Origin of the sequence: Novosphingobium sp. TH158 (assembly GCF_002855555.1) — a bacterium.
Classification (GTDB): domain Bacteria; phylum Pseudomonadota; class Alphaproteobacteria; order Sphingomonadales; family Sphingomonadaceae; genus Novosphingobium.
Genome location: NZ_PKRT01000001.1, coordinates 2,579,720 through 2,605,387, shown reverse-complemented (window position 1 = coordinate 2,605,387; position 25,668 = coordinate 2,579,720). Strand labels below are relative to the sequence as shown.

Here is a 25,668-nt window from a genome sequence, read left to right as displayed (position 1 = left end):
TGTGCTTTGCCGTTAACCATTTCTGCGGCATCCTCCGCTCCATGTTCCGCCGGCTTGCCCTGCTGACCGCCCTCGCCGCGCTATCCGCCTGCGGAAGCGTGGTTCCGCAAGGAAGCGCGCCGCAACAAAGGGCGGTGCGCCAGTCCACGCAGGCGTTCACCCCCAGCCCGGAGGCGCAGGCATGCTACAGCGGACTTGGCCTGACGAGGGCGAACTTCACCCCCCTGCCCGACCAGTACTTCGGCGCAGGCTGCTCGGCGGTAAGTGCGGTGCGGCTTTCCGCCCTGCGCAGCGACGATGCGACGCTCGGCGTCTCGAATCTTGATGCGGTTGCCTGCCCGCTGGCCCAGACCTTTGCCGCCTGGGCGCGATTCGGCGTCGATCGCGCCGCACGGCAGATCCTTGGCAGTCCGCTGGTGCGGATCGAGACGATGGGATCCTACAGCTGCCGCACCGTCGCCGGTCGGGAACGGATGTCGGCCCATGCCACGGCCAATGCCATCGACGTTTCGGCCTTCGTGCTGGGAGACGGGCGGCGCATTTCGGTATCGGAGCACTGGAACGCAGGCTCACCGGAAGAGCGACTGTTCCTGACCACGATCCACGCCAGCGCCTGCAAGCGGTTCGGCACAGTGCTGGGCCCGGCCTACAATGCCGCGCACCGCGATCACCTGCATGTTGAACCGGGCAGCGGACGGTTCTGCCGCTAGGCTACCAGCCGCCGCTCGGACGCCGCGTCATAGGGTGGATGGCAGCGCGCCAGGTGCTCGATCACCGGGCCATACAGCGGACGGGAAAAGACCAGCCCCAGCCGCGCGCCCTTGATCCAGCGGATCGTGGCATAAAGCGGCTCCAGCCCCTGTGGCCGCAGGATAACGCGGTCGCCCTCGGCCAGTGCCATGCCCCAGCACTCGATGCGGCAGCCATGCTCGGAAAGGTCGGTGACGAGCACCGGTTCGCCGGGGCCGCCCGGCAGGCGCAACCGGGCCGGCATGGCCAGCACGAAGCGGCGGCTGCGGCGCAGAAAGGCAAGGGTTTCGGCCATGGGCAATCCTCCAGCAGTCTTTGACCGGGAGGACGACCGGAAGGCCCGCGGGTTTAAGGGCTGGCGGGCAGGGAAGCGCACCGGCGCCGCCCTGCCCGGCTTTGCCTACATCCCGTCGACGCTCTTGCTGACGAGGACGTTCACCGCCACGCGGCGGTTCTGCGCCTTGCCTTCGTCAGTATCATTGCTGGCCGCCGGATCGGATTCGGCCATGCCCGTGGGCGTCAGCACGCGATAGGGCTTCCAGCGGCAGGCCTGCTGCAGGTGATTGATCACGCTGCCGGCTCGCTTTTCGCTCAGCTGCTGGTTGTATTCCTCGTCCCCGACCGAGTCGGTATAGCCGACCACGAGCAGCAGGGCATTGTCGGTCGCCTCGGCAGAGCTGGCGACATTGCACAGTTCCGCCTTGGCCTCGGGCGACAAGGCCCACTTGCCGGTGTCGAAATAGACGTTCGACGTGCTCTTCACGTTGTACTTGTCGATATCGCCCAGCCGCCCGCGCAGGGCCTGGGTGGCCGCGGTCTGCTCGGCAAAGCCCTGGGCCGTGCCGTTGCGGATCATCGCCGCCACCTTCAGGTCGTTGGTCTTGAAGGCCACCTGGCTGGCCAGCAGCACCTGCCCGGCCTGCATGGTCTTGACCGTCACCGGCAGGCCGTTGAGCAGGGCTTCGGAACCCACCTTGGCCTTGCTGCCGAACAGGCCGCTGGCCGACTTGAACTTCGTCGTTTCGTTGAAGAACACGATGGTGCTGGAACCATCGGGCGAAAGCACGCGAATGCGGTCTGCTCCCCGCGCGGTGATGACACCCTTGATCTCCGGCCCGGCGGTCATCGCGCTGGTATCGGGCTGGAGATCACCGGTGACAACGATGTTGGGATTGGTCCCGACCTGCTGCGCCATGGCGCTGCCGGAAAGCGGTGCGGAAATCAGGGCCAGCAGGCACAGGGCCCGGCTGGCGTTGGAATGGATAGGCATATGGCTCCTCGATCGCTCTGCGCCCCGCAGACGGCCTGTTAAGCCTAACCTTGCTGGCAGATGAACGCTACTGACATCGGTGTAGGATAAGCGGGCAGCGCGGTTGCGTGTTGCGACGGATCGAAGCGGGCATTGCACAACAAACCCGGCGCTTCCATATCCCCCGCATGGCTGAACTCATCATCCGGCGTGGCCTTTCAGAGCCCGACACCTCAGGCTCGTTCGTGCCCCACAAGCCGGCACGTCCCGAGAAATCGGACGGGGGACGGCCGTTCCGCATCGTTTCGGATTACCAACCGGCGGGCGACCAGCCCACCGCCATTGCCGACCTTGTCGAGGGCATCGGCAATGGCGAGGTGACGCAGGTGCTGCTGGGCGTGACCGGTTCGGGCAAGACCTTCACCATGGCGCAGGTGATCGAGGCGACACAGCGCCCCGCGCTGATCCTTGCGCCCAACAAGATCCTCGCCGCGCAGCTCTATGGCGAGATGAAGAGCTTCTTCCCCGACAATGCGGTGGAGTATTTCGTTTCCTACTACGATTACTACCAGCCCGAAGCCTACGTGCCGCGCACCGATACCTACATCGAGAAGGAAAGCTCGGTGAACGAGGCGATCGACCGGATGCGCCATTCGGCCACCCGCGCCCTGCTGGAGCGCGATGACGTGATCATCGTTGCCTCGGTAAGCTGCCTCTACGGCATCGGCTCGGTCGAAACCTATTCGGCCATGATCTTCGACCTGAAGAAAGGCGGCACCGAGGACCAGCGCGAGATCATCCGAAAGCTGGTGGCCCTGCAATACAAGCGCAACGACGCCGCCTTCCAGCGCGGCAACTTCCGCGTGCGGGGCGATAACCTCGAGATCTTCCCCAGCCACTACGAGGACATGGCCTGGCGGATCAGCTTCTTCGGCGACGAGATCGAGGAGATTTCCGAATTCGATCCGCTGACCGGCAAGAAGGGGCAAAGCCTGGAAAAGGTGCGGGTCTACGCCAATTCGCACTACGTCACCCCCGGCCCGACGATGAAGCAGGCGAGCGAGGCGATCCGCTTCGAGCTGGCCGAGCGGCTCAAGGAACTCAATGCCGAGGGCAAGCTGCTTGAGGCGCAGAGGCTGGAACAGCGCACCAATTTCGACCTGGAGATGATCGCCGCGACCGGATCCTGCGCCGGGATCGAAAACTACAGCCGCTTCCTCACCGGGCGACTGCCGGGCGAACCGCCGCCGACCCTGTTCGAATACCTGCCGGACAATGCCCTGCTGTTCGTCGACGAAAGCCACCAGACGGTGCCGCAGATCGGCGCGATGGCGCGGGGCGACCACCGCCGCAAGATCACCCTGGCCGAATTCGGCTTCCGTCTGCCCAGCTGCATCGACAACCGCCCGCTGCGCTTCAACGAATGGGATGCGATGCGCCCGCAGACCGTGGCCGTTTCCGCCACCCCCGGCGCATGGGAAATGGAGCAGGCGGGCGGCGTCTTCGCCGAACAGGTGATCCGCCCCACCGGGCTGATCGACCCGCCGGTGCTGGTGCGCCCGGTGGAGGACCAGGTGCAGGACTGCATCGAGGAATGCCGCCAGACCGCTGCGAAGGGCTATCGCACGCTGGTCACCACGCTGACCAAGCGCATGGCCGAGGACCTGACCGAGTTCATGCACGAGGCGGGCCTGCGCGTGCGCTACATGCACTCCGACGTGGAAACGCTGGAGCGCATCGAGCTGATCCGCGACCTGCGCCTTGGCGTCTATGACGTGCTGGTGGGCATCAACCTGCTGCGCGAAGGCCTCGACATTCCGGAATGCGGGCTCGTATGCATCCTCGATGCCGACAAGGAAGGCTTCCTGCGCAGCGAAACCTCGCTGATCCAGACCATCGGCCGCGCCGCGCGCAATGTCGATGGCCGGGTCATCCTCTATGCCGACAGGATCACCGGCAGCATGGAACGCGCCATGGCGGAAACCGACCGCCGCCGCGAAAAGCAGCGCGTCTACAACGAACTGCACGGTATCACGCCCGAAACGATCAAGCGCAACATCCACGATATCGTGGCCGATACGGCCAGCCGCGACGGCGTTGTCGTCGAACTGGAAGACGATGATCGCAACAACCTCGTCGGGCACAACCTGCGCGCCTATATCGAGGACCTGGAAAAGCGCATGCGGGCTGCCGCCGCCGACCTGGAATTCGAGGAAGCCGGCCGCCTGCGCGACGAAATCCGAAGGCTGGAAGCCACCGAACTCGGCCTGCCCGAGGGCGAGCACAAGGCACCGCGCGTCGGCCGCAGCAACGAGGGAAAACCGGGGACGCGCAAGTTGCGTTACGGCAAGTCGCAACGCAAATGGGGGCGGTGATTCACCGCCAGACAGCCTCCCTCGCCCTTCTCGCCCTCCTCGGCCTTGCCGCTTGTTCTCCCGGCGGAGACGAGGCGCAGCAATCGCCGGAAAACCCCAAGCGGCTGGTCATCCCGTCCGACCCCGCGCCGCTGCGCGAGGCACCGAAGCAGCCCGAAGGCACGGTCTGGTCTGCACGGGCGGACGGGTCGGTTGCCTTCGCCGCGCCGGGCCAGGGGCCGCTGCTGGTGATTTCCTGCGAGCGGCGGGCAAGTCCGGACGCGACGGTCCGCTTCACCCGCTTCACCCGCGCCGAGCAGGGGGCCAAGGCCTTCTTCGCCATCGAGGGCAATGGCCATGTCGCGCGCGTGCCGCTTGACGTGGTGCGCGCCGGCGATCCCGGCGAATGGCAGGGAACGGCCAGCGCCTTCGACGAGGCGGTGGAAGCGATCAAGGGCGGCGCGGGCGTGGCGGCAACGCTGCCCGGCGGCGGCACGCTGCGCTGGCCGGCGTCATCGCTTCCCGGCAAGTTGCTCGACGATTGCCGCGGCGGCGCGAAACTGCCCGATGCTTCGGCCAGCGAGGCGCCGCCCGAAGAGGGCGCCGAAGGCTAGACCTTCCCGAACAGCGCCTCGAAACCGGCGACATCACCGGTGGCAAGGTATTTGGCCTGTTCCACCCAGTTGTCCTTGGCTGGGCGACCGGCAAAAGGCCCCAGCCTGGCATCGAGCGCGGCAAGGTCAGCCTCGGTCAGCGCGGCGATCTGGGCATAGCTGGTTATGCCGAGCGTGGGCAGCAGCGCCTGCAGCTTGGGACCAAGACCCTTGATGCGCGAAAGATCATCGGCAACCGGGGCTTCGGGCGCAGCCGGGGTCGGCGCGGGCGGCGCAATCTCGGGCGCGGAAGGTGCGGGTTCGACTTCCGGCATGGGCGGCGCGGGTTCGATCTCGGGCGCAGGCGGCGCTGCCGGCTCAACCTCGGGCTCGGGCGGCGGCGGGGGCGTTTCCGGTGCGGGCGGCGGGGGCGGGGGCGGAGGGGGTGCGGCCCGGGCGACTTCCGCTTCCTCGACCACATCCTGCGCGGCAACGGCAACCACTTCGGCCACGCCGCCCAGCACGCCGGCGGCAGGGGCCGGGATCACCGGATCGATGGCCGCAGCCGGCGGCGCGTCGATCAAGGCCTGGTTGCGCTGCGCCGGGGCAACGCCTTCATCAAGCACATCGGGCCGGTATTCGCGCCGGGCAGGCTTCTTCGACCGGGCGAGCAACCACCAGGCCACCAACAGCACCAGAAGGGCCACTGCCCCCAGCACCGGCCAGTTCGCTTCGATCTGCTGCATCATCGCCTTCATCCTATCCGGTATCTGAATCCCAGATAGGACATGGGGGCCGGATTGGGAAGGCAGGTGGAGGCGGCATTATCGGCCAGCCTTGCCGAATGGCCTCAGCTGCCCACGTTCTTGCGAAACAGCACGCGGTCTTCCGGGCCGAAGCACTTGTGCCAGACGATCCACAGGTAAACGCCCAGGATCAGCGGGATACCAGCAATCATCGCCAGCCATTCGGGCAGGAACAGGACGGCCGCCGCGCCCACGGCCATCGCCGGGATCGCCGCCCAGGCGAGCGACAGCCGCCAGTTGTTCACGCTTTCGCCAAGGATGCGCGAGAGCACCAGCGACTTGGCGATCGACGCGCAGGCAAGCGACAGCATCAGCCCGCCGGCAACCGCCGCGGCGGCATATTTGTCGTTCAGGCCCATGTCCTTGACCAGCAGGATTCCGCCAACCGAAAAGCCAATCTGCAAGACAATCGTCGCCACCGAGATCATCAGGTTGCGCATCCGCGCAAGGTAGATCAGCGCCGCCTCGCTGACGACCGCCGTCGCGGCGACGACTTCGGCCAGCAGCAGCAGCGCCAATGCCCCGGTGCCTCCGACGAATTCGGGCCCGATCAGCCCCATCACGCCCTCGCCCGGGATGCCCAGCGCCAGTGCCACGCCCAGCTGCGCGGCAGTGATCCAGAAGCCCACCTGGCAGACCTGCCGGGCAATCGCCGCCATGTCGTTTTCGCGGATCGACCGGGTGATGACGGGGCCGAGTATGGGTTCGAAGCTGGTCTTGAACTTCTGCGGCAGCGAGGCGATCTGCTGCGCCGCCCAGTAAACGCCGACCGCTGAAGGCGAGACGAAGGCCCCGAGGATGGCAAGGTCCAGCCGCCGCGATCCCCATTCCACCGCATCGGCAATTGCCAGCGGCACCGATGCCAGCGCCACCCGGCCCAGCCGCAGCGGGTGGGGCTTCCATTCGTGCGGCAGGCCATAGGCGCGGTAGAGCGGCAGCAGGGCGGTAAGCAGGGCCGCCGCGATCGAGGCGATGTAGGCCAGCGAAAGCCCGCCCTTCGGCACGACGAAATAGAGCGCCGCCGATGCCAGCGAAAGCACCCACGGCTCCACCACCGAGCGCGAACGCACGGTCGTTCCGATGTCGAAGCGATAGGCCAGGGCGGCAAGGACAATGTCGGTGAAGGCGATGGGGATCACCGTCAGCGGCAGCAGCAGGTCCGGCTCGTGATAGATGCCGCTGGGGAACATCAGCACCGGGAAGGCATAGAGCAGCGCGACCAGCGGCAAGGCGATGATCGCAGACATCAGCAGGCCATCGGCAACGATGTTCGCCGGGTTCTGCGGCTCTTCGGAAAGGCGCTGCGCCAGCCCGCGCTTCTGGCCCAGGGTGCAGATCAGCGCGGCAAATTCCACCGCGACCAGCGCCGAGGCAAAGCGCCCCAGTGCCGCACCGCCATCGTCCGCGCTGTAAAGGCGGCCGGCGATGAACAGGAAGGGTATGCGCGCGGCAAGGCGCAGCAGGAAGCCGAACACGTTGGTCCGCCCACCCTTGGCCAGCGCGGCGATGTCCTGGTTGGCAGCCTCGCTCACGCGGTGCCCGGCCCTTCGGCGCGCAGCGGGCGGGAAAGCAGGCTGGCCACGGCCTCGCGCGCGCCGATCGCGCCGGAAAGCAGGGCGTTGACGGTCTGGACGATCGGCATGTCGAGCCCTTCGCGGCTGGCGAGATCGGCCAGCACCGGGGCGGTATGCGCGCCTTCGGCCACCGAGTTCTTGCCGGCAAGCGCCTCGGCGGCGGTCATTCCCTGGCCGAGCGCCTTGCCCAGCGAGAAATTGCGGCTCGAAGTGGATGAGCAGGTAAGCACCAGGTCTCCCAGCCCGCACAGCCCGGCCAGCGTTTCGGCCCGCCCGCCGCGCGCCATGCCGAAGCGCAGCATCTCGGCATAGCCGCGCGCGATCAGCGCGGCGCGGGCGTTCTGGCCAAGGTCCAGCCCGTCAACCACGCCGCAGGCAATGGCGAGGACGTTCTTCACCGCACCGCCGATCTCCGCACCGATGACATCGTCGGAATAATAGGGCCGCATGGTGGGCCGCGAGATGACCGGTGCAAGCCGTTCCCACTGCGCCTCGCCACCCGAACAGGCGAGCGTCACCGCGGTCGGCAATCCGGCTGCCACCTCGTGCGCGAAGGTCGGGCCGGAAAGCACCGCAAGGCGCGCACGCGGCGCGGCCTGCGCGGCCACCTCGCCCATCAGCCGGCCGCTGCCCGCCTCGATCCCCTTGGCGCAGAGCACAAGATCGCGCGTCCTGTCCGGCAGGCCGGAAAGCACGCGCGCCAGGTGCTGCGCCGGGGCGACGGCCAGCACCGTGGACAGACCTGCGAGGTCGGCCAGATCGCTGGTTGCGGTGATCGTCTGCGCCAGCTTCGCGCTCGGCAGGAACAGGCTGTTGGTGTGGGCGGAGTTGATCTCGGCGACCAGTTCCTCCTCGCGCGCCCAGAGCAGCACCGGCGTGCCATCGCTGGCCAGCACCTGCGCCAGCGCCGTGCCCCAGGCCCCTGCCCCGATCACCCCGATGGTCATGCCTTCACTCCCGCACCGCGCACCGGGGCCGCATCGGGATCGAGCGGCCAGCGCGGGCGCGCGGCAAAGTCCAGCGAATCGTTCTGCCCAAGCCGTTCCACCCCGGCCCAGGCGATCATCGCCGCATTGTCGGTGCACAGCGCCAGTGGTGGCGCGACGAAGGGCAGGCCGTGTTCGGCCGCCAGTTCCTGCAAGGCGGTACGGATCGCCTGGTTGGCAGCAACCCCGCCAGCCACGACCAGCGCGGTCACATCGCCTGCCATGCCGAGCGCGTGGCGCGTACGATCAATCACGCAATCGAGCGCGGCCTGCTGGAACGCGGCGGCAAGATCGGCATCGGCATGGATGCCGGCCTCCTTGGCGCGCAACACGGCGCTCTTGAGCCCGGCGAAGGAGAAATGCGGCTCGGCACTGCCCAGCAGGGGACGCGGCAGGCGAACCTTGCCGGGATCGCCTTCGCGCGCCAGCCGCTCCACAGCCGGACCGCCGGGATAGCCGAGGCCAAGGATCTTGGCGGTCTTGTCGAAAGCCTCGCCCAGCGCATCGTCGATGGTCGTGGCAAGGCGGCGGTACTGGCCGACGCCCCGCACTTCGAGCACCTGGCAATGGCCGCCGGACACCAGCAGCAGCAGGTAGGGATAGGCCAGCGCAGGATCGGCCAACCGCGGCGAAAGCGCGTGCCCTTCCAGGTGGTTGATCGCGATCAGCGGCTTGTCACCCGCCATGGCCAGCGCCTTGGCACTGACCAGGCCGACCATCACCCCGCCGATCAGGCCCGGACCGGCGGTGGCGGCCACGGCATCGACATCGGCCAGCTGCATCCCGGCATCGGCAAGCGTCGCGGCGATCAGCGGAGCCAGCCGGTCGGCATGGGCCCGCGCGGCGATCTCGGGAACCACGCCGCCATAGGGGCGATGTTCCTCGTCCTGCGAGGCAATGCGCTGGGCAAGGATCGTCCGATCCTCGCGCACCAGCGCGGCTGCCGTTTCGTCGCAGGACGATTCAATTCCGAGGACTACCCGCATCCTCACTTTCCCTTAAAGACAATGCCGACTAGCACAAGCGGCGATGACTGCGCTGCCCACAACCCCTGTCCGCCTCGGAACCCGCCGCTCGCCGCTTGCCATGGCCCAGGCCGAAGAAGCCCGCGCCCGCCTGTGCACCGCGCATGGCTGGCCACTTAACGCAGTGGAAATCGTGCCCGTGACCGCCAGCGGCGACAAGGTGCTCGATCGCCCGCTGGCAGAGATCGGCGGCAAGGCGCTGTGGACCAAGGAGCTCGACCAGTGGCTCCACGCCGGCGAAATCGACTTTGCCGTCCATTCCGCCAAGGATGTCGAGACGCTGCGGCCCGAATGGCTGGCCATCGCCGCCGTGCTTGAGCGTGAGGACGTGCGCGACGTGCTGGTGGGCGCCGCCTCGCTGGCAGAGCTGCCGGCCGGAGCTCGCATCGGCACCAGCGCCCCGCGCCGGGCCGCGCAGGCGCTGCACCTGCGGCCCGATTGCCGGGTAGTCTCCTTCCGCGGCAATGTCGCCACGCGGCTCGGCAGGCTTGAGGCTGGCGAGGCAGAGGTAACGCTGCTGGCGCTGGCCGGGCTTAACCGCCTGGGGCAGACCGAGGTCGGCACGCCGCTGGCGCTTGAAGGCTGGCTCTCCGCACCAGGACAAGGCGCCATCGCCATCGAATGCCGTGCCGATGATGCGGCAATGCGCGCCCTGCTTGCCGCCATCGACCATGCGCCAAGCCATAGGGCGCTGATGGCGGAACGGGCTTTGCTCGCGGCGCTGGGCGGCAATTGCCACAGCGCGGTGGGCGTCCATACCCGCAGCGAAGGCGCAGACCTTGTCCTGCGTGCGGCGATCTTTTCGGAAGACGGCGCGGAAAAGGTGGAAGGCGAAGCGCGCTTTGCCGCAGGCGATGCAGCCGGCCCCGCGCGCCTTGCCGCAGACCTGCTGTCGCGCGCCAGTGGCGGCCTTGCCGCCTGCTTCGATCCGCCGCGCTGATGCTGATCGTCGTCCGACCGGAACCGGGGTGCGCCGCCACGCTGGCTGCCGCGCGGGCTGCCGGGCTGGAAGCGCAGGGCTTTCCCCTTTTCGCCATCGAGCAGAGACCCTGGGCCGTGCCTGACCCGGCCGGGTTCGATGGCCTGCTGGTGGGCAGTGCCAACGTGTTCCGCAAGGGCGGCGCGGGGCTCGAAGGGCTGCGGCACTTGCCGGTCCATTGCGTTGGCGAGACGACGGCAGAGGCTGCGCGCGCAGCCGGGTTCGCCGTTGCCGGTTGCGGCCGGGGCGGCTTGCAAGCCGTGCTCGACACGATACCCGCAGGCACCCGCCTGTTGCGCCTAGCCGGGGAAGAGCGCGTCGATCTGCTTCCGCCCGAAGGAGTCCGCATGGCGGAGCGGGTGGTCTATGCGAGCAAGCCGCAAGCCATGCCGGAAGCGCTGGTGCAAGAATTGCAGAACGCGCCCGTGGTGCTGCTCCATTCGGCGGATGCAGCCCGCCATTTTGCCGCCGAGTGCGACCGCCTTGGCCTGCCGCGCGAAACGATTGCACTGGCCGCACTCGGCCCGCGGATTGCCGCAGCGGCGGGGCGTGGCTGGCAGGCCTGCGAATCCGCCGAAAGCCCGAACGATACCGCGCTGCTGGCCCTTGCCGCGCGAATGTGCCAAGAACGCGCGCGATGAACGACAAATATCTCTCGCGCACGCCGCCACCCCTGACGCCGCGCCGCACCGGCAACGGCCGGCTGGCCGTGGCCATGGCGTTTCTCGCTTTCGTTCTGGGTGCAGCTGCGGTGGCCTACCTTGCCTGGGCAGACCTGCTGCCGATCGAGCGCCGCACTCCGGACCGCCTGCTTAACCAGCCCGGCCCGGCTGCGGTCGCCCCGCCCGCCGCCACGCCGCCCATTGCCCAACTTCCCGCCGCCGAAGCCGCGCTTGCGGTGCGCATTGCGGCGCTTGAACAGCGTCTGGCCAGCATCGACCTGCGCGCCCAGGCGGCATCGGGCAATGCCTCGCGCGCCGAAGGCCTGCTGGTCGCCCTCGCCGCCCGGCGGGCGCTCGATAAGGGATCGCCGCTCGGCTACCTGGAAGACCAGCTGCGCCTGCGCTTCAACGCGCGCCACGGTGCAGAGGTAAACCAGGTGATCGATGCGGCCAAATCACCCGTCACGCTCGATACGCTGGCCGCCGACCTTGAGGTCATCGCCCCGCGCCTCGCAGGCATCCCGGCGCGCGGGGACTTCTGGCAGCGCGCCCAGCAGGAGCTTTCCGCCCTGTTCGTCGTGCGCCACGACGATGCCCCCAGCCCGGCCCCGCAGAACCGGCTGGAGCGGGCGCGGCTTATGCTTTCGGCCGGGCGCATTGCCGAAGCGGCAAAGGAAATCGAGGCCATGCCCGGCCATGCCGCCGCGCGCGACTGGCTTGTCGCCGCCCGCCGCTATGATGGCGCGCGCAGGGCGCTCGACACGCTGGAAAGCGCCGCGCTGCTCGAAAGCGTGACCCCGGCCGACAGCTCGGGCAAGTCTGCCGAGCAGCCGAGCCCGGTCATCGTCCCGCCCGGCTCGTCGATCTGAGGCTATTCCTCACGGCAGGCTGACCCGCACCCCTGCCCAGACGGTGCGCGGGGTGCCAAGGTCTATCGAACCCGACTGGTTGCGAGTGACGACCTGTTCGTCGGTCAGGTTCTCGCCGCGCAATACCAGCGCGAAGCCCTTGGCCAGCGGCACTTCGGCATAGGCCGAAATCGTGGTCGCCGCAGGCAGGGCATCGCTTTCCAGATCATCCTCGAACTGCGCGCCGGTATGGCGCAGCATCAGGGCGAACTGCCAGTCCGGCGCGGGATTCCACCCCAGCTTCAGGCTGGCGGCAAGGCGCGGTGTCTGCGCCGGTCGCTTTCCGTCGAGCGTCGCGGATAGCCCGCTGCCGACCATTTCGGCATCGGTCCAGGCCAGCGAGCCGCGCAGGTGGAACTGACCGATCCAGCCGGTCGCCTGCGCCTCGATCCCGCGCGCGCGGACGGCATCGACATTGCGCCGCTCGCGCAGGTTGTTGCCGATGGTGACATTGGCGATGGCCTTGTTCACCCGGTTGTCGAAGGCGGTCACCCCCAGCGAGAAATTGCGCGACGGTGCCCAGTCCACCCCGCCTTCGAAGCCGCGCAACTGCTCATTGGCGAGCGACGCGTTGGGGCAGGTGGCCACCGCGTTGACGATGAACGAGCGGTAGAGCTCGTTAAGCGTCGGCAGGCGCATGGCCGAATAGGCGGCACCGCGGACCGTCACGCCGCTGCCCAGGCGAACCCGGGCAGAACCGCGCAAGGATCCGTCCCAGCCGGAGCGTTCGGCAAGGCTGCCAAGCGTGCCGCAGGCGGTTACGACATCGGTGAAGCGGCCGGGGGACTGGCTCCAGCGATCGGCCCTTGCGCCGGCGCCCAGCGTAACCGGCCCGGCGGCGAATTCGTGGCGCAGGAACAGGCCCAGGTTGCCCTGGCTCCCGCCCGCGCGCCGGCGGGCGATTAGCGCGCCGGTACTGGCGTTGAAGGCTTCCTCCATCGTCTCGCCCGAGCCATGCCGCCAGTCGAGCCCGAAGCGCAGGTCATGCCCGGCGCCGAGCGGCGGGCGCAGTTCCAGCTTGGTCCCCAGCCCGGTCGCGGGCGTGGCATACTGGTCCAGCGCCTTGCGGAAGGTGATGGCGCTGATCACGACATTGCTGAAGTCGCGCGCCTGGACATAGGCCAGGGCATCCACCTGCCAGTCGCCCCGCAGCAGCAGGCGGACGGAGGCATCTTGCCCACTCATCGAGGAATCGGCCCCGGCAAAGCGCAGGGTGCGATGATCTTCATAGACCAGCGCGCGGAACTGCAATTCGGCATCCGGGGCCAGTGGCGCCACGGCCCGCAGGGCGGTGGACCAGCTGTCGTATCGCGCCCTGACACTGGCCGGCACGCGCTGCGCCGCCGGCGTGGTCCAGAAACCCGGCCCGCGATCCCAGCGCGCGGAAAGTACGGCATGGCCGCCGCCAAGGCGCGGGGCAAGGCTGGCGGAAAGCTCGCTCGATCCGCGATCATCGACAAAGGCGGAGGCGCTGAGCAGCCCGGCCTCGTCCCGGCTGGCGCTGGTCAGCTCAAGCGTTCCGGCCACTGCCCCGGCCTCGAACGGCCCCGCACCGCCGCCGCGCGTCACCTCGATCCGGCCGAGCCGTTCGGGCACCAGCGCGGATAGCGGCACCGATCCGAAGAAGGGATCGGCCATCGGCACGCCATCGAGCAGGACCACGGTGCGGCTTGAGGCATTGCCGCCGAGCGAACGCAGGGTGATGCCCTGCGCCGTGGGGTTTGCCGAGCGGCTGTCGGACCGGCGGAACTGCTGCAGGCCGGCCACATTGGCCAGCACGTCCTCGATCCGGCCCGAGGCGGCGGACGAGCGCACCTCGTCTAGCGAGCGGACCTGAGCCACCTGCACGCCATCGCCCGCATCGCGCGTTGCGGTGACGAGGATCGGCGGATCCTCTGCCCAGGCAGGGGCGGCTACAAGGGCGGGAATCAGGGCAAGGCGACGCAGCATGGCCGCGCGCTTACACCGTCCCCCGCCCACCGGGGAGGCCCTACTTCAGCTTGCGCGGCGTTCCCTGGCCCATGAAGCGGGCCAGGTTCATGTGCAGGCTGGGGATTGCCCGTTCGCGGTAGGGGTTGGGCAAGGTGCCCTTGAACCCGCCGCTCTTCATGCCTTGCTGGACCGCCGCCATGTTGTTGAAATCCTGCTGCAGGACCGGCGGCCAGTCTTCCGGCTCGGTATAGTCCCAGTCCGTTTCGGGCGCTTCGCCTTCGGGATAGAGCTGGAATACGGCGGCTTCGAAATAGCACTTGTTGGGATCGTTGCCGTAGGGCCGCGCCATGTAGCACAGCATGTTGTTCACCGCGTGGCCGATCTGGAAATTGGGGAAGATCTGCCAGGCCGTGCCCGCCTGCGCCGTATGGCTGCTTGGCACTTCGGGCCAGACGACGCCCTGTTCCGCATCGATCTGCTTGCTGCGGCTGATCCAGTAGCCCAGCACCTCGGCATTGGGCGTGCCTTCGGGCAGTTCGTCGACGAGGCTGTTGGCGACATCGACCATGGTCTGCGTGGTGTTGGTGTTCGCCGCTGCCCAGGTGTAGTTCTGCATCTGCGCCGTCGAGATGCGCGCATCGCCGGTGCCGACGCGCAGCTTGCCGGCGTTCTCTTCCATGTCCTTGGGCGCGTCGTAGCCGATGTTCGAATGCAGCCCCTGGTTGCGGGCCCAGCCGGGGAAATCGCCGAATTCCATGAATTCCGGGTGAGTCACCGGAACGTGGTACGTCTCGTTGAAGGCTTCCAGCGCCACCTTCCAGTTGCAATCGAACACCACGAACTTGCGCCAGCGATAGCGCATGTTCTGCAACTGGTAGGGATCGAGCATCGATGCCGCGGGTTCGAGGTATTCGCGCAGCGGGCCGGCCTCGGGATCCATGTTGATCCACACCCAGCCGCCCCAGGTGTCGCACTGCACGGGGCCAAGATCGGTGTTCTCGGCAGTCAGCTTGCCCTGCCAGTGTTCGCGCTCGTGCACATAGGTGCAGGTGCCCTTGCCGTCGAAGGTCCAGCCGTGGAAGCCGCAGACGAAGTTCTTCTTCAGCCCGCGCGCGTTGCGCCGGCCCTTGGGGGTATCGACCAGCCGCCGCCCGCGATGGGTGCACACGTTCCAGAAGGCGCGAAACTGGTCATCCTCGCCGCGCACGATGAGGATCGAATCGTCAAGGATGTCGAAGGTGATGAACGACCCGGCTTGCGGCATGTCTTCCACCCGGCCCGCCTGCAGCCAGGTCTTGCGCCAGAGCCGGTCGCGTTCAAGCCGGACATAGTCTTCGCTGATATAGGCATCGACGCCGATGGTGACCGGCGCTTCCAGATCATCCGCCGATTCGACAATTCCACTGATATCCGCCACGACGACTGTTCTCCCGATCCTGGCTGTTGTGACGCCAAACTAACAGCAACCCGCAGGCGGGCGAAAGGGCTGCGCGGCTTATCCCCTCGGCGATGCCCGGCCCCGGCCAAGACGGTTGGCCTGACCGCTTCGATGCGCCAAGATCGCGCGATATCGACCGGGAGACTTTTGCATGAGCAACGAATCCAGCGCGGAAATCGCGGCAGCCCGCAAGGACTGGAAAACCGAACACATGGAAATGTACATCGGTTCCGGCGGCACCAGGGGCCATATCATGGATATCACGCCTGTGGGCGGGCCGGTGCTGGGCACGCATTGCATGATCCGCTTCAAGGGTCGCAAGTCCGGTCGCACCCTCATCACCCCGCTGTGCTACACCATGGTTGGCGGCGAAGTGCTTATCTGCGGATCGAAGGGCGGCGCCGATCACCACCCAAACTGGTACCTGAACCTCATTTCCGATCCGCGGGTCGATTTCCAGATCGGCACGCAGGCCTGGCAGGGCGAATGGCGCGAACCGGAAGGCGCAGAGCGCGATTTCGCCTGGGCCGTGCTGACCAGCAACTTCGCCTTCTACAAGGATTACCAGGCATCGACCGACCGCGTCCTGCCGCTGATCCTGATGCGCCCTGTGGCCGAAATCCCCGTATTCACGGCCCCCGAATAAGGAAACCGCCCATGCCCCGCCTGACCTTCGGCTACCTGTTCGACTTCCGCAATCCCGACCAGTGGAAGCGTGACTGGCACGAGCTTTATGAGGAAACCATAGCTCTTGCCGCCTGGACCGAGGAAGCGGGCTTCGATGCCGCCTGGGTGCCGGAACACCACCTTGCCGGTGACAGCTATGTCACTTCGCCGATGATCGCGCTGGCTGCCATGGCCGCCCGCACCCGCCGCATCCGGCTGGGCAGCGCGATTGCCCTTGCCCCGCTGTACCACCCGGTGCGCTTTGCCGAAGATTGCGTCGCGCTCGATGCCATTTCCGGCGGGCGGCTCGAGATGGCGCTGGCCATCGGCTACCGCCGCCGCGAGTATGAGGCCTACGGGCTCGATTTCACCAAGCGCGGGGCACGGTTCGACGAATTCCTCGAGATCGCCACCCGGCTGTGGGCAGGCGAAACGGTCGATTTCGAAGGGCGGCATTTCTCGCTCAAGGGCGCGCAGCTCATGCCCCCTGCCCCGCGCGGCCGCATCCCGCTGCACATCGGCGGCTTCGCGCCCAAGGCGCTGGAGCGCGTGGCCAGATATGCCGATGGCTACTTCGGCGATATCGGCGCGGTGGCGCCCTATGTCGAAAAGCTGAAGGAGCTGGGCAAGGACCCCGGCAGCGCCCGCGCGCTGGCCACCTGCCTGTTCATGGTCATGGCCGAAGACAAGGATGCGGCGATGGAGGAGCTTGCCCCCTATTACCACCACGTCAACAACACCTATTCCGAATTCATGGCCGAAGACCAGGCCATCGGCATGGAAAATGCCGCGCTCAAGACCATGGACCTCGATGCTTTCAAGCAAAGCGGCATCCTGCAGATCATGACCCCGGACGAAGCCGTGGCCGAGTTCGAGGCGATGAAGGCAAAGGCTCCGGCGCTGGAACACCTGATGCTGATGCGCCCGCCCGGCCTGCCGGCAGAGCGGTTCAAGGCCTATGCCCAGGTCCTGGCCGACAAGGTGATGCCCGCCTTCGCCTGACGCGCTGGCTTCGGGCTCAGGCCCGAAGCAGCTTCGGCAGGTCGCCGCTCATCCCGCGGGCTTCTTCCATGAAGAACTTCTTGAGCGGCGATATCCGCTGCACCGCGCTCATGCCCAGGCGGCGGATTGCCGAGGGCAGGCGGCCGGGAATGCCGAACAGGCGGGTCAGCGCATCGGTGGCCGACATGACCATGAAGGCATCGACCGAGCGCCAGCGTTCGTAGCGGGCGAGCACCTGCGCATCGCCGGGTTCCAGCCCCAGCCGCATGCCGTCGGCGATCACTTCCACCAGCGCGCCGACATCGCGCAGGCCAAGGTTGAGGCCCTGCCCGGCGATCGGGTGCATGCCGTGCGCCGCATCGCCGACCAGCGCCAGCCGCTTGTCCACCAGGTGGCGCGAGTGGTGGAAGTTGAGCGGGTAGGACATGCGCGGTGCGGCCAGTTCCACCTTGCCGAGGATCTCGCCCACCCGTTCCTGCACTTCGGCAAGGAAGGCGCGGTCGGAAAGGCCTGTCCATGCCGCCGCATCCTTTTCCGCCACGGTCCAGACCAGCGCCGAACGATGCCGGCCGTTCTCATCCAGCAGCGGCAGAAGCGCGAACGGCCCGGCAGGATAGAAGATTTCCCAGGCGACGCCTTCGTGGCTCTTCTCGTGGTACAGGGCCGTCACCTGCGCGCGGTGCTTGTAGTCCCACTTGGCGAGGCTGAAGCCGGCCTCGTCGCGGGTCGGCGATTGCCGGCCCTCGGCGGCGACCAGCAGGCTGCCCGACAGGACGCGCCCGTCCCTCAGCGTCACGCGAACGCCGTGTTCGCCGCGCTCGCGCTCGACCGCCTCTGCAGCCGTATGCCACTGGATCAGCGGCTGCTCCTTCGCTGCGGCGAACAGGGCCATGCGGATATCGCGGTTGGCATACATCAGCCCCAGCGTGCCTTCGTCCGCGCCGGGGCGGAAATCGATGCGGCCCGGCTTCATCGCATCGGTTACGGCAATCGCCTGGATGGCGCAGCCGAGCGGCGCCAGCCGATCACCAAGGCCGATGTTGCAGAACAGGTTCCAGCTCGCCGTGGAAATGGCCGAAGCGCGCCCATCGACGCCCTCGGCGGTCAGTTCCGCCTCGGTCGCGCGATCGATGACGTGGCTGGAGATGCCCTCCTTCGCGGCGGCCAGGGCCAGCGTCATGCCGACCAGCCCGCCTCCCAGGATGACGAGATCTGCGCTGTCGCTCATCGGCACGTGTTCCCTGCTGCACCATCGATATCGAGGCATCGGCCATCGAAGCTGCCGTCCGGCACCTTCAGCCGCAGCAGCGCGGACAAGGTGGGGGCAATGTCCACGGTTTCAACCGGGGCGGGCTGTTCGAAGCCGTTGATCCCCTTGCGCCAGAACATCAGCGGCACCCGGCGGTCATAGTCCCAAGGCGAACCGTGCGTGGCGGTATAGCCCTTGCCCGGCACGGCGATCGGCATCACCGCACGGTCGAGCAGGACGACGACATCGCCCGAACGTTCCGGATCGAAGCTGGCGCGGGCACGGTCGCGCAGGTTCCAGTCCTGCGGGCTGCCCACCGGCATCGGCGTTGCCGCCAGTTCGCCGGCGGCATAGGCCGCCGCGACCTGCGGATGGGCCCGCAGCCGGGATACCAGCGCATCGAGCGCGCGGCTCTTCTGCGAGGGCGTGAGCGCGCGGTTGAGATACATGTCGCCCGCCGGCCCATCGCCATAGATCAGCGGCTGTACGCCGGTAATGCCCAGTTCCGCGGCAATCGCCCGGCCCAGCGCGCCGGGCATCAGCGCGGGATCGACACGCACCGCGCGCGGCAGGGCCTGCTGGGCCAGCCGCTCGGTCGCGTCGACACCGCCATGATCGGCGGTCAGCACCACGGCATAGTCGATCCGGGCCTTGTCCAGCCTGGCGAAGAATGCGCCCAGTCCGCGATCGAGTTCGGCCAGCTGGATGCACATCTCCACGCCTTCGTTGCCCACGGAATGGCCGATGTAGTCCGTGGCGGAAAGGCTGACCGAAATCAGATCGGGCGCATCGCCCCGGCCCAGCTTCATCTCGTCCACCAGCCGCCCGGCGAGGCTGAGCGTCGCCGCATCGAGCCGCGGGCTGCGGCTGAAGGCGGTCACGTCCTTGGCCGGTGCCGGGAAGCGGCCCTGCCCGATCTCGAAATCCTTGCCCAGCCGCACCGCCCGGTCGCGCGGGGCGCACCATGCCGGTGCGGCGAAAGCCTTGCTGCCCTTGGCGATGGCCTTGGCGATCAGCGCGTTCTCGGCCTCGACCACGGGCGAGAGTTGCGCGCCCTTGTAGGTGGTGAATCCCGATCCCTTCCACCAATAGCCCTGGTCGATCTTGTGGCCGCCCATCATCGCCACGGCCCGGTCCTTGCCCGAAACGGCGACATTGCGGCTGGCGGGCCACTTGCGCTTCATCCATTCGCCCAGCGTCGGCACCTTCAGCAGGCGCGGCGAAACCACCGGCTTGTCCGGCCCGCTTTCGGGATCGGAGGCATCCTCGGAACAGTAGATCCGCTTCTCGGCGCGGGGCAGCGAAAGATCGAACCAGTGGTTGGCGATGATGCCATTACGCCCCGGCCGCACGCCGGTAAGCAGGGTGGAATGGCCGGGGCAGGTTTCCGTGGCGGCATGGCCCTGGTAGGCAGAGGGGAACACCGCCCCGTCCTGCAAGCGGGCCAGGCCGCCGGTGAAGTTGCGGCGGTACTGCGCGAAGAGGTCCGCGCTCAACTGGTCAACCGAAACCGCGACGATCAGGCGCGGCGGCGCGGCGGCGGCAGGCTCATCAGCAGCAAGGGCAGGCGTGGCAATCAGGGCGGAAACGGCAGCGAAAGCACGCAGGCGCATGGGTCTTCCTTGAAACGGGCCAACAAAAACGGCACATCCGTGAATGGAACGCCCGCGCGCACTGCGCAAGGGCTGTTGGACGAAAGAATCCCCGTTCGCATGACCCTTCGCAGACTTATCGCCATCATCGCGCTGGCCCTGCTGGCCGCAGCCGGATTCGCCCCGGCGCAGGCCCAGCCGCGCCCCACCAACATCCGGGCCGAACTGGTTGCGGAAAAGCCCGCCATGCCCGGCGAAAAGGTGACGCTGGCCTTCGTGATGAAGCCGGACAAGGGCTGGCACGGATACTGGCGCAATCCCGGCGACGCCGGGCAGGGCATGCGGACCCAATGGTTCATCGGCAATGCGAAGGTGGCCGGCGGCACGCTGATGTACCCCACGCCCGAGACGCTTCTGATCTCCGGCCTGATGAACCATGTTTACGAGCATGACTATGCCGTGCTGGCGCAGTTCACCGTGCCGCAGGATGCCCGCCCCGGATCGGTGCTGCCGCTGCGCGTGAAGGCCGAATGGCTGGCCTGCACCGACCAGATCTGCGTGCCCGAAGCGGCAGAGCTTGCCACCGGCCTGACCGTCGGCAAGGGCCGGGCCGATCCGCGTTTCGACGGCTGGCGCGCCGCCCTCCCCGCGCCGCTGGGGGCAGAGGCGAAGTTCGAGCTTGGCCGCGATGCCATTCGCCTTGGCATTCCCATGCCGGCGGGGGTGAAGCTGGAAAAGCCGCACCTCTTCGCCGGAGAGGACCATGTGGTGGACTATGCCGCCGCCCAGGCCTTTGCCCGCAACGGCGATTGGCTGATCGTCACGCTGAAGCGGCCGAAGATCGCCGCGATCGATCCGGCATCGTTCACCGGCGTCCTGCGGCTCAATGCAGCCGGAGACGGGGTTGAGCTGACTGCCGTTCCCGGCCAGGTCCCCGCCGGTGGAACGCCGCTGAAAGGCGATGCCGCTACCGACCTGTCGCTGCCCATGCTGCTGCTCGCCGCGCTCGCGGGCGGCCTGCTGCTCAACGTGATGCCCTGCGTCTTCCCGATCCTCAGCCTGAAGGCCCTGTCCCTCGCCCGCGCAGGCGAGAGCGAGGCCGAGGCACGGCGCGAGGGGCTGGCCTATACCGCCGGCGTCGTCCTCGCCTGCGCGGCGCTGGGGGCGCTGCTGCTCGCCCTGCGCGCGGGCGGCGAAGAAGTGGGCTGGGCCTTCCAGTTGCAGGAGCCGGGCGTCGTCGTCGTCCTGCTGCTGCTGGCGACGGCGATCACCGCCAACCTGCTCGGCCTTTACGAATTCGCCGTCCCCGGCTTTGCCCGCGAAGGCAGCCCCCAGGGTGCTTTTGCCACCGGGCTGCTTGCCGCCTTCGCCGCCACGCCCTGCACCGGCCCGTTCATGGCCGCCGCCATGGGCGCGGCGCTGCTGCTGCCAGTGGCGGAGGGCATGGCGCTGTTCATCGCGCTCGGGCTGGGGCTGGCCCTTCCCTTCCTCGCGGTTGCCTATGTCCCGGCGCTGCGCGGCCTCCTGCCGCGCCCCGGCAAGTGGATGGTGTGGTTCAGGAAGCTGATGGCCGTGCCGATGGCGCTCACCGCGCTGGCACTGCTGTGGCTGTGCTGGCGGCTGGGGGGAGACGGGTTCGCCGTGCTTAGCGCCTTCCTTGCGCTCGCCCTGATTGTCGCCCTGTGGTCGACAGGCCGCCGCCAGCGCGCCGGCAAGGCCGCAGGCTGGATGCTCGCGGCCATGCTGGTGCTGATCGGCTTGGTTGGGGTCGAAAAGCTGCCCAGGCTCTACGCACCGGGACATGCAGGCATCGAATCCATCCTCGATGCCAAGCCCTTTTCCGAAGAAGCCCTGGCCAAGGCCCGCGCATCGGGCAGGCCGGTCTTCGTCTACTTCACCGCTGATTGGTGCCTGACCTGCAAGGTCAACGAGAAGGCCGCCATCGAGCGCGAGGAGACCAAGTCCGCCTTCGACAAGGCCGGCGTACAGGTGCTCGTCGGCGACTGGACCCGCCGCGATCCGGCGATCACCCGTTTCCTCACCGAACAGGGCGCCGCCGGGGTGCCGCTCTACCTGTGGTACGCGCCGGGCAAGGATACGGAGCAATTGCCGCAGGTGTTGAGTGTGGGACTGCTGATCGAGAAAGCCGGCAGCAGGGGCGACTAGTTCACAACACCTCCGCCACGCCCTCCATCGCTTCCTTCAGCCTGGCCAGCGCCTGCGCCTTCAGCTGGTGCACGCGCGGGATCGAGACTTCGAGGACCGAGGCGATTTCCGAGAGGTTCAGTTCCTCGACGAAGTAGAGCTGCGTTACCAGCTTGAGCCGTTCGGGCAGGCCGGCAATGGCCTCGGCCAGGGCTTCGCGCACTTCCTCGTCAGCCAGCAGGTTGAACGAATCCGGGCTGTCGTCGGCAAAAGCCATGTCGCTGTCGGAATAGGCCTCGTCGATTGCCTCGAAGCGCAGCGGCTCGCTGGTCGATCGCATGTCGGCCAGCTCTGCCTCGTCTAGGCCCATGGCCTCGGCCAGTTCGGCGCTGGTCGGGTCGCGCCCCAGCTGGCCGCGCAGCACGGTTTCCTTCTCGCGCAGGTTGCGCCGCCGTTCGGTCGCCCCGCGCGACAGCGGCACGGAGCGGCGGATGAGGTCCACCATGGCGCCGCGCACCCGCAGCTTGGCATAGGCGGCGAACCCGTCCTCGCCCGGCCCGGCGTGCTTCTGCGCACATTCGGTGAGCGCCACGAGGCCCGCCTGCATCAGGTCTTCCATCTCGATCCCCGGCCGGCCCGATCCGTGAACGTGCCATGCAAGGCGCTTCACCATCGGCAGGAAGCGCCGCACCCGGTCGGCAATATCGCCGCGATAGGCGTTGCGGGCGGCGGCAAAAGGCGTGTGATCATGCTTCATGCGGCTAGCTCTTCACTGGGAGTGGAATGGGGCGCGGAGAGCGCGGGAACTTCGGGCGCAAGCGCTTCGCCGCCGATCACGCTGAGCACTTCGATCGGCTGGGCGGGCGGCAGCTCCGCGATTGAAAGCACGGTGCAGGCAGGTGCCCGCAGGCGCAGCAGCTGGGCCAGCGCCCGGCGCGCGCGCGGCTGGACGATCAGCGCCGGTGGCGGCCCGCCGGGGGGCTGGCTGGCGACGATGGCGGCCACCCGCTCGCCAATGGCGCGGGCAAGGTCGGGCTCGATCACCGGCTGGCCGGTCGTGGGATCGTGCAGCCCCTGGACGATCGCCTGCTCAAGGCTGGCATCGAGGGTGAGCACCGGCAACCGCTCGCCCGGCGCGCAGATGCGCCCGACGATCAGCCCACCCAGGTCCGCGCGGACCATGTCCACCAGCCGTTCGTGCTCCACCGTCACCTGCACCGCCTGGCTCAGGCTGGCGAGGATCGGCAGCGGGTGGCCGATGGGCACGCCCTCTTCCAGCAGCGTGCGCAGCAGGCGGGTAAGCGCGGCAAGGCTGAGCGGCGCGGGCGTGACCGTTTCGACCAGACCGGCGGCGTGCTCCTTCACGCCATCGAGGATGGCGCGCACCTCGTCCGGGCCGAGCAGGGCCTGCGGGCGATCGCCGAGCAGCTGGTTGAGGTGCGTGGCGATGACCGTGCCGGGATCGACCGTCAGGAAGCCCTCGGCCACGGCATGGTCGCGCTGGCCGGGATCGATCCACAGCGCGGGACAGCCGAAGCTGGGATCGGTGGTCGGCTCTCCGGCAAGCGTATGATTGTCGCGCGCGTCGCCGGCATCGATGGCCAATACCTTGTCCGCCCGGACGGTGGCCCCGCCCAGCGGCACGCCGCCCAGCAGGACGCGATAGTCGTTCGGCGGCAGTTCCAGCGCATCGCGCACCCGGAACTGCGGCACGATGAAACCGAAGGTCTGGCTGAGCTGCTTGCGCACCCCCGTGATCCGGGCGACGAGCGGCGATCCGCGCTTGTCGTCGACCAGGTGGACCAGGCCATAGCCAAGCTCGATGGTGACCAGCGTATGGTCGGAAACGTCCTCCAGCGCGATGCGCCCGGGATCGGGGGCGGGCGGCTCGGCCACGGGAACCGGGCGCTCGGCTCGGGCCTTGAGCTTGCGGTAAAGCATGAAGGCACCGGCAGCGGCGGGGAAGAAGATGCTTTGCGGCATGGCGGGAATGCAGCCCATCGCCGCCAGCACGACCGCCACCGGCAGCCAGGTCGAAGGACCGGCGAACTGGCTGCCGATCTGCCCGGAAAGGTCGCGGTTGTCGGATACGCGGGTGACGATAGCCGCGGCGGCAATCGACAGCAGCAGCGCCGGAACCTGCGCCACCAGCGCATCGCCGACGGCCAAGGTGATATAGTTTTGTGCGGCCTCGCTCGCGGAAAGGCCGTGGCTGACCATGCCAAGGATGAAGCCGGCAATGATGTTCACCGCCAGGATCAGCAGCGCGGCAATGGCATCGCCCTTCACGAACTTCGACGAACCGTCCATCGCGCCGTAGAAATCGGCCTCGGTCGCCACTTCCTTGCGCCGCGCCTTGGCTTCCTCGGCAGTCAGCAGTCCGGCGGCAAGGTCGGCGTCGATGGCCATCTGCTTGCCCGGCAGGGCATCAAGGGTGAAGCGCGCGGAAACCTCGGACACGCGGCCCGCGCCCTTCGTCACCACCACCATGTTGATGATGACGAGGATCAGGAAGACGAACAGCCCGACCGCAAAATTGCCGCCGACGAGGAATTCGCCGAATGCCTCGATCACCTTGCCGGCGGCCGCACCCCCTTCGTGCCCGTTGACCAGCACGACGCGGGTCGAGGCGACGTTGAGCGACAGCCGCAGCAGCGTGGCAAACAGCAGGACCGAGGGGAAGGCCGAGAAATCGAGCGGCTTTTCCGCATTGAGCGCGGCCATCAGCACGGCGACCGACAAGGCGATGTTGAGCACGAAGAACACGTCGAGCAGCAAGGTCGGCACCGGCACGATCATCAGCAGGATCAGGCTGAGGATGCCTGCCGGCAGCGCGAGGGCTGCGGGCTTGGAAAAGCGCTTCAGCATGGCCTAGAGCCCCATCGCCGAGAGCCGCGCATAGGCGGTGCGGACATGGCCCGGCGCGGCGCTGCCGGCCTGCGTGCCCAGCGCGAAAGCCTGGCGCAGCGTCTCGGCCATCGAAGGGCGCTCCTGCGTGGGCGGCGCGGCGGCGTGGAATTCGCGGGCAATCGGCCCCATCGGCACCGACGGCGGCGCGGCGGCGGCAAGGGCCGTCGGGAAAGCTGCGTCAGGGGATGCAAAGGGAGCCGGCAGGCCGGGGCCCGGCCCTTCCCCGCCCTCCATCGCGCCGTCCACCTTGGCGCGGATCAGGCCCATGACTTCGCTGACCGAGCGCGGCGCGCCGGCGGGCGTGTAGAAGATCGAACGGTTCGCCCCGGCAGCAGCAGGCAGCAGCGCGGCCGCGCTTTGCGCGGGATCGCTGGCCAGTGCGTTTAGGAACCGGCCCGCCCCCGCAGAACCGAGGAAATGGGCAAGATACAGCTCGCTCGCATCGGGTTCGTGGCCCAGCGATGCCGTCAGCGCGGCGCGGTTGTCATTGGCCAGTTCGCCCGCCATCAGCGCCGCGACCTGCGGATCATAGCGCAGCGCCATGGCCTGCGTGCGCATGGCCGGATCGGAAAGCGCCGCCCCCGCCCAGCCGATGCCGTGCTTCTCGCCGTGGCGGGCAAAGGTGCGCAGCCAGGTGGAGTTGGTGAACTGGTAAAGCCCCGCCGCCGATGAGGTTGGCGCTTCGGCGTTCGGCTTCAGGCCGGATTCGATCTTGGCCTGGGCCAGCAGGAAATCGAAATCGACGCCGGTAGCGCTGGCGGCACGCGCGATGGCGGCGCGGACGTGCGCTTCGCCTGTTGCCCTTGGCGCTGGCGACTGGACCTGGCTCAAACTCTTGCCCCCTTGCA

22 protein-coding genes are annotated in these 25,668 nt (G+C 68.0%); 9 read left to right on the top strand and 13 right to left on the bottom strand.

The window, feature by feature from the left end:
• Positions 1–41 precede the first annotated feature (41 nt).
• Entirely contained in the window at positions 42–710 is a 669-nt protein-coding gene (locus C0V78_RS12870) for an extensin family protein (RefSeq protein ID WP_101798077.1), read from the top strand.
• Here the strand turns inward: C0V78_RS12870 and C0V78_RS12865 are convergent.
• Both C0V78_RS12865 and C0V78_RS12860 read right to left on the bottom strand, forming a co-directional pair.
• Positions 707–1,045 carry a PilZ domain-containing protein gene (locus C0V78_RS12865; protein ID WP_101798076.1) on the bottom strand — a complete coding sequence of 113 codons (339 nt, stop codon included), beginning with the start codon at positions 1,043–1,045 and terminating at the stop codon, positions 707–709. The two genes, C0V78_RS12870 and C0V78_RS12865, sit on opposite strands and share 4 nt — an antisense overlap.
• A gap of 105 nt (positions 1,046–1,150) precedes the next feature.
• On the bottom strand, positions 1,151–2,020 hold the full coding sequence (locus C0V78_RS12860) for an OmpA family protein (RefSeq protein ID WP_101798075.1): 870 nt from the start codon (positions 2,018–2,020) through the stop codon (positions 1,151–1,153).
• A gap of 167 nt (positions 2,021–2,187) precedes the next feature.
• On the opposite strand from C0V78_RS12860, the gene uvrB reads away from it, so the two are divergent.
• Positions 2,188–4,374 (top strand): excinuclease ABC subunit UvrB, encoded by a 2,187-nt coding sequence (gene uvrB / locus C0V78_RS12855; RefSeq protein WP_101798074.1) that lies wholly within the window; start codon positions 2,188–2,190, stop codon positions 4,372–4,374.
• The gene (locus tag C0V78_RS12850) at positions 4,371–4,967 is read left to right on the top strand and encodes a hypothetical protein (protein ID WP_144039897.1); all 597 of its coding nucleotides are present in this window, start codon (positions 4,371–4,373) and stop codon (positions 4,965–4,967) included. Before uvrB ends, C0V78_RS12850 begins: the two co-directional genes overlap by 4 nt.
• Here the strand turns inward: C0V78_RS12850 and C0V78_RS12845 are convergent.
• From C0V78_RS12845 to tsaD, 4 genes are all read right to left on the bottom strand, one after another.
• Positions 4,964–5,695, bottom strand: coding sequence for a hypothetical protein (locus C0V78_RS12845; protein WP_101798369.1), 732 nt, complete (start codon positions 5,693–5,695; stop codon positions 4,964–4,966). The genes C0V78_RS12850 and C0V78_RS12845 overlap by 4 nt on opposite strands.
• A gap of 101 nt (positions 5,696–5,796) precedes the next feature.
• Entirely contained in the window at positions 5,797–7,284 is a 1,488-nt protein-coding gene (locus C0V78_RS12840) for a lipopolysaccharide biosynthesis protein (protein ID WP_101798072.1), read from the bottom strand.
• The gene (locus C0V78_RS12835; protein WP_101798071.1) at positions 7,281–8,273 is read right to left on the bottom strand and encodes an NAD(P)H-dependent glycerol-3-phosphate dehydrogenase; all 993 of its coding nucleotides are present in this window, start codon (positions 8,271–8,273) and stop codon (positions 7,281–7,283) included. Before C0V78_RS12835 ends, C0V78_RS12840 begins: the two co-directional genes overlap by 4 nt.
• The gene (gene tsaD / locus C0V78_RS12830) at positions 8,270–9,298 is read right to left on the bottom strand and encodes a tRNA (adenosine(37)-N6)-threonylcarbamoyltransferase complex transferase subunit TsaD (RefSeq protein ID WP_101798070.1); all 1,029 of its coding nucleotides are present in this window, start codon (positions 9,296–9,298) and stop codon (positions 8,270–8,272) included. The genes C0V78_RS12835 and tsaD overlap by 4 nt, the downstream gene beginning before the upstream one ends.
• Positions 9,299–9,341: 43 nt before the next feature.
• Here tsaD and hemC point away from each other — a divergent pair, with 43 nt between their 5' ends.
• Genes hemC through C0V78_RS12815 form a run of 3 tightly spaced genes read left to right on the top strand, consistent with a single transcriptional unit; the run spans position 9,342 to position 11,847 of the window.
• Positions 9,342–10,277 carry a hydroxymethylbilane synthase gene (gene hemC / locus C0V78_RS12825; protein WP_101798069.1) on the top strand — a complete coding sequence of 312 codons (936 nt, stop codon included), beginning with the start codon at positions 9,342–9,344 and terminating at the stop codon, positions 10,275–10,277.
• Positions 10,277–10,957 carry a uroporphyrinogen-III synthase gene (locus C0V78_RS12820; RefSeq protein WP_101798068.1) on the top strand — a complete coding sequence of 227 codons (681 nt, stop codon included), beginning with the start codon at positions 10,277–10,279 and terminating at the stop codon, positions 10,955–10,957. The genes hemC and C0V78_RS12820 overlap by 1 nt, the downstream gene beginning before the upstream one ends.
• Positions 10,954–11,847 (top strand): hypothetical protein, encoded by an 894-nt coding sequence (locus C0V78_RS12815; protein ID WP_101798067.1) that lies wholly within the window; start codon positions 10,954–10,956, stop codon positions 11,845–11,847. Before C0V78_RS12820 ends, C0V78_RS12815 begins: the two co-directional genes overlap by 4 nt.
• Positions 11,848–11,856: 9 nt before the next feature.
• On the opposite strand, the gene C0V78_RS12810 is transcribed toward C0V78_RS12815, so the two are convergent.
• Entirely contained in the window at positions 11,857–13,836 is a 1,980-nt protein-coding gene (locus tag C0V78_RS12810) for a TonB-dependent receptor (protein WP_101798066.1), read from the bottom strand.
• A gap of 40 nt (positions 13,837–13,876) precedes the next feature.
• On the bottom strand, positions 13,877–15,235 hold the full coding sequence (locus C0V78_RS12805; RefSeq protein WP_101798065.1) for an SRPBCC family protein: 1,359 nt from the start codon (positions 15,233–15,235) through the stop codon (positions 13,877–13,879).
• A gap of 172 nt (positions 15,236–15,407) precedes the next feature.
• Here C0V78_RS12805 and C0V78_RS12800 point away from each other — a divergent pair, with 172 nt between their 5' ends.
• Positions 15,408–15,902 carry a nitroreductase/quinone reductase family protein gene (locus tag C0V78_RS12800; RefSeq protein ID WP_101798064.1) on the top strand — a complete coding sequence of 165 codons (495 nt, stop codon included), beginning with the start codon at positions 15,408–15,410 and terminating at the stop codon, positions 15,900–15,902.
• Between the two features lie 11 nt (positions 15,903–15,913).
• Positions 15,914–16,924, top strand: coding sequence for an LLM class flavin-dependent oxidoreductase (locus C0V78_RS12795; protein WP_101798063.1), 1,011 nt, complete (start codon positions 15,914–15,916; stop codon positions 16,922–16,924).
• A 16-nt stretch (positions 16,925–16,940) separates the two neighbouring features.
• On the opposite strand, the gene C0V78_RS12790 is transcribed toward C0V78_RS12795, so the two are convergent.
• Together C0V78_RS12790 and C0V78_RS12785 are read right to left on the bottom strand one after the other, a co-directional pair.
• Positions 16,941–18,152 (bottom strand): UbiH/UbiF/VisC/COQ6 family ubiquinone biosynthesis hydroxylase, encoded by a 1,212-nt coding sequence (locus C0V78_RS12790; protein WP_101798062.1) that lies wholly within the window; start codon positions 18,150–18,152, stop codon positions 16,941–16,943.
• Complete coding sequence (locus C0V78_RS12785; protein ID WP_101798061.1) at positions 18,149–19,786, bottom strand: alkaline phosphatase family protein; 1,638 nt, start codon at positions 19,784–19,786, stop codon at positions 18,149–18,151. Before C0V78_RS12785 ends, C0V78_RS12790 begins: the two co-directional genes overlap by 4 nt.
• A gap of 99 nt (positions 19,787–19,885) precedes the next feature.
• Between C0V78_RS12785 and C0V78_RS12780 the strand changes: the two genes are divergently transcribed.
• A complete protein-coding gene (locus C0V78_RS12780; RefSeq protein ID WP_101798060.1) occupies positions 19,886–21,931 on the top strand; it encodes a protein-disulfide reductase DsbD in 2,046 nt (681 codons plus the stop codon).
• Between the two features lies 1 nt (position 21,932).
• Here C0V78_RS12780 and C0V78_RS12775 read toward each other — a convergent pair whose 3' ends face one another.
• From C0V78_RS12775 to C0V78_RS12765, 3 genes are read right to left on the bottom strand one after another with little or no spacing between them, the layout of a single operon-like run.
• Entirely contained in the window at positions 21,933–22,667 is a 735-nt protein-coding gene (locus C0V78_RS12775; protein WP_101798059.1) for a sigma-70 family RNA polymerase sigma factor, read from the bottom strand.
• The gene (locus C0V78_RS12770) at positions 22,664–24,778 is read right to left on the bottom strand and encodes a flagellar biosynthesis protein FlhA (protein WP_101798058.1); all 2,115 of its coding nucleotides are present in this window, start codon (positions 24,776–24,778) and stop codon (positions 22,664–22,666) included. The genes C0V78_RS12775 and C0V78_RS12770 overlap by 4 nt, the downstream gene beginning before the upstream one ends.
• 3 nt (positions 24,779–24,781) lie before the next feature.
• On the bottom strand, positions 24,782–25,651 hold the full coding sequence (locus C0V78_RS12765) for a transglycosylase SLT domain-containing protein (RefSeq protein WP_101798057.1): 870 nt from the start codon (positions 25,649–25,651) through the stop codon (positions 24,782–24,784).
• Positions 25,652–25,668: the final 17 nt, after the last annotated feature.

Coding starts and splice junctions, on each gene's coding strand:
- C0V78_RS12845 (WP_101798369.1), bottom strand. CDS start 5,695: ATGATGCAGCAGATCGAAGCGAACTGGCCGGTGCTGGGGGCAGTGGCC.
- C0V78_RS12860 (WP_101798075.1), bottom strand. CDS start 2,020: ATGCCTATCCATTCCAACGCCAGCCGGGCCCTGTGCCTGCTGGCCCTG.
- C0V78_RS12795 (WP_101798063.1), top strand. CDS start 15,914: ATGCCCCGCCTGACCTTCGGCTACCTGTTCGACTTCCGCAATCCCGAC.
- C0V78_RS12820 (WP_101798068.1), top strand. CDS start 10,277: ATGCTGATCGTCGTCCGACCGGAACCGGGGTGCGCCGCCACGCTGGCT.
- tsaD (WP_101798070.1), bottom strand. CDS start 9,298: ATGCGGGTAGTCCTCGGAATTGAATCGTCCTGCGACGAAACGGCAGCC.
- C0V78_RS12770 (WP_101798058.1), bottom strand. CDS start 24,778: ATGCTGAAGCGCTTTTCCAAGCCCGCAGCCCTCGCGCTGCCGGCAGGC.
- C0V78_RS12800 (WP_101798064.1), top strand. CDS start 15,408: ATGAGCAACGAATCCAGCGCGGAAATCGCGGCAGCCCGCAAGGACTGG.
- C0V78_RS12785 (WP_101798061.1), bottom strand. CDS start 19,786: ATGCGCCTGCGTGCTTTCGCTGCCGTTTCCGCCCTGATTGCCACGCCT.
- C0V78_RS12775 (WP_101798059.1), bottom strand. CDS start 22,667: ATGAAGCATGATCACACGCCTTTTGCCGCCGCCCGCAACGCCTATCGC.
- hemC (WP_101798069.1), top strand. CDS start 9,342: ATGACTGCGCTGCCCACAACCCCTGTCCGCCTCGGAACCCGCCGCTCG.
- uvrB (WP_101798074.1), top strand. CDS start 2,188: ATGGCTGAACTCATCATCCGGCGTGGCCTTTCAGAGCCCGACACCTCA.
- C0V78_RS12835 (WP_101798071.1), bottom strand. CDS start 8,273: ATGACCATCGGGGTGATCGGGGCAGGGGCCTGGGGCACGGCGCTGGCG.
- C0V78_RS12870 (WP_101798077.1), top strand. CDS start 42: ATGTTCCGCCGGCTTGCCCTGCTGACCGCCCTCGCCGCGCTATCCGCC.
- C0V78_RS12790 (WP_101798062.1), bottom strand. CDS start 18,152: ATGAGCGACAGCGCAGATCTCGTCATCCTGGGAGGCGGGCTGGTCGGC.
- C0V78_RS12815 (WP_101798067.1), top strand. CDS start 10,954: ATGAACGACAAATATCTCTCGCGCACGCCGCCACCCCTGACGCCGCGC.
- C0V78_RS12780 (WP_101798060.1), top strand. CDS start 19,886: ATGACCCTTCGCAGACTTATCGCCATCATCGCGCTGGCCCTGCTGGCC.
- C0V78_RS12810 (WP_101798066.1), bottom strand. CDS start 13,836: ATGCTGCGTCGCCTTGCCCTGATTCCCGCCCTTGTAGCCGCCCCTGCC.
- C0V78_RS12865 (WP_101798076.1), bottom strand. CDS start 1,045: ATGGCCGAAACCCTTGCCTTTCTGCGCCGCAGCCGCCGCTTCGTGCTG.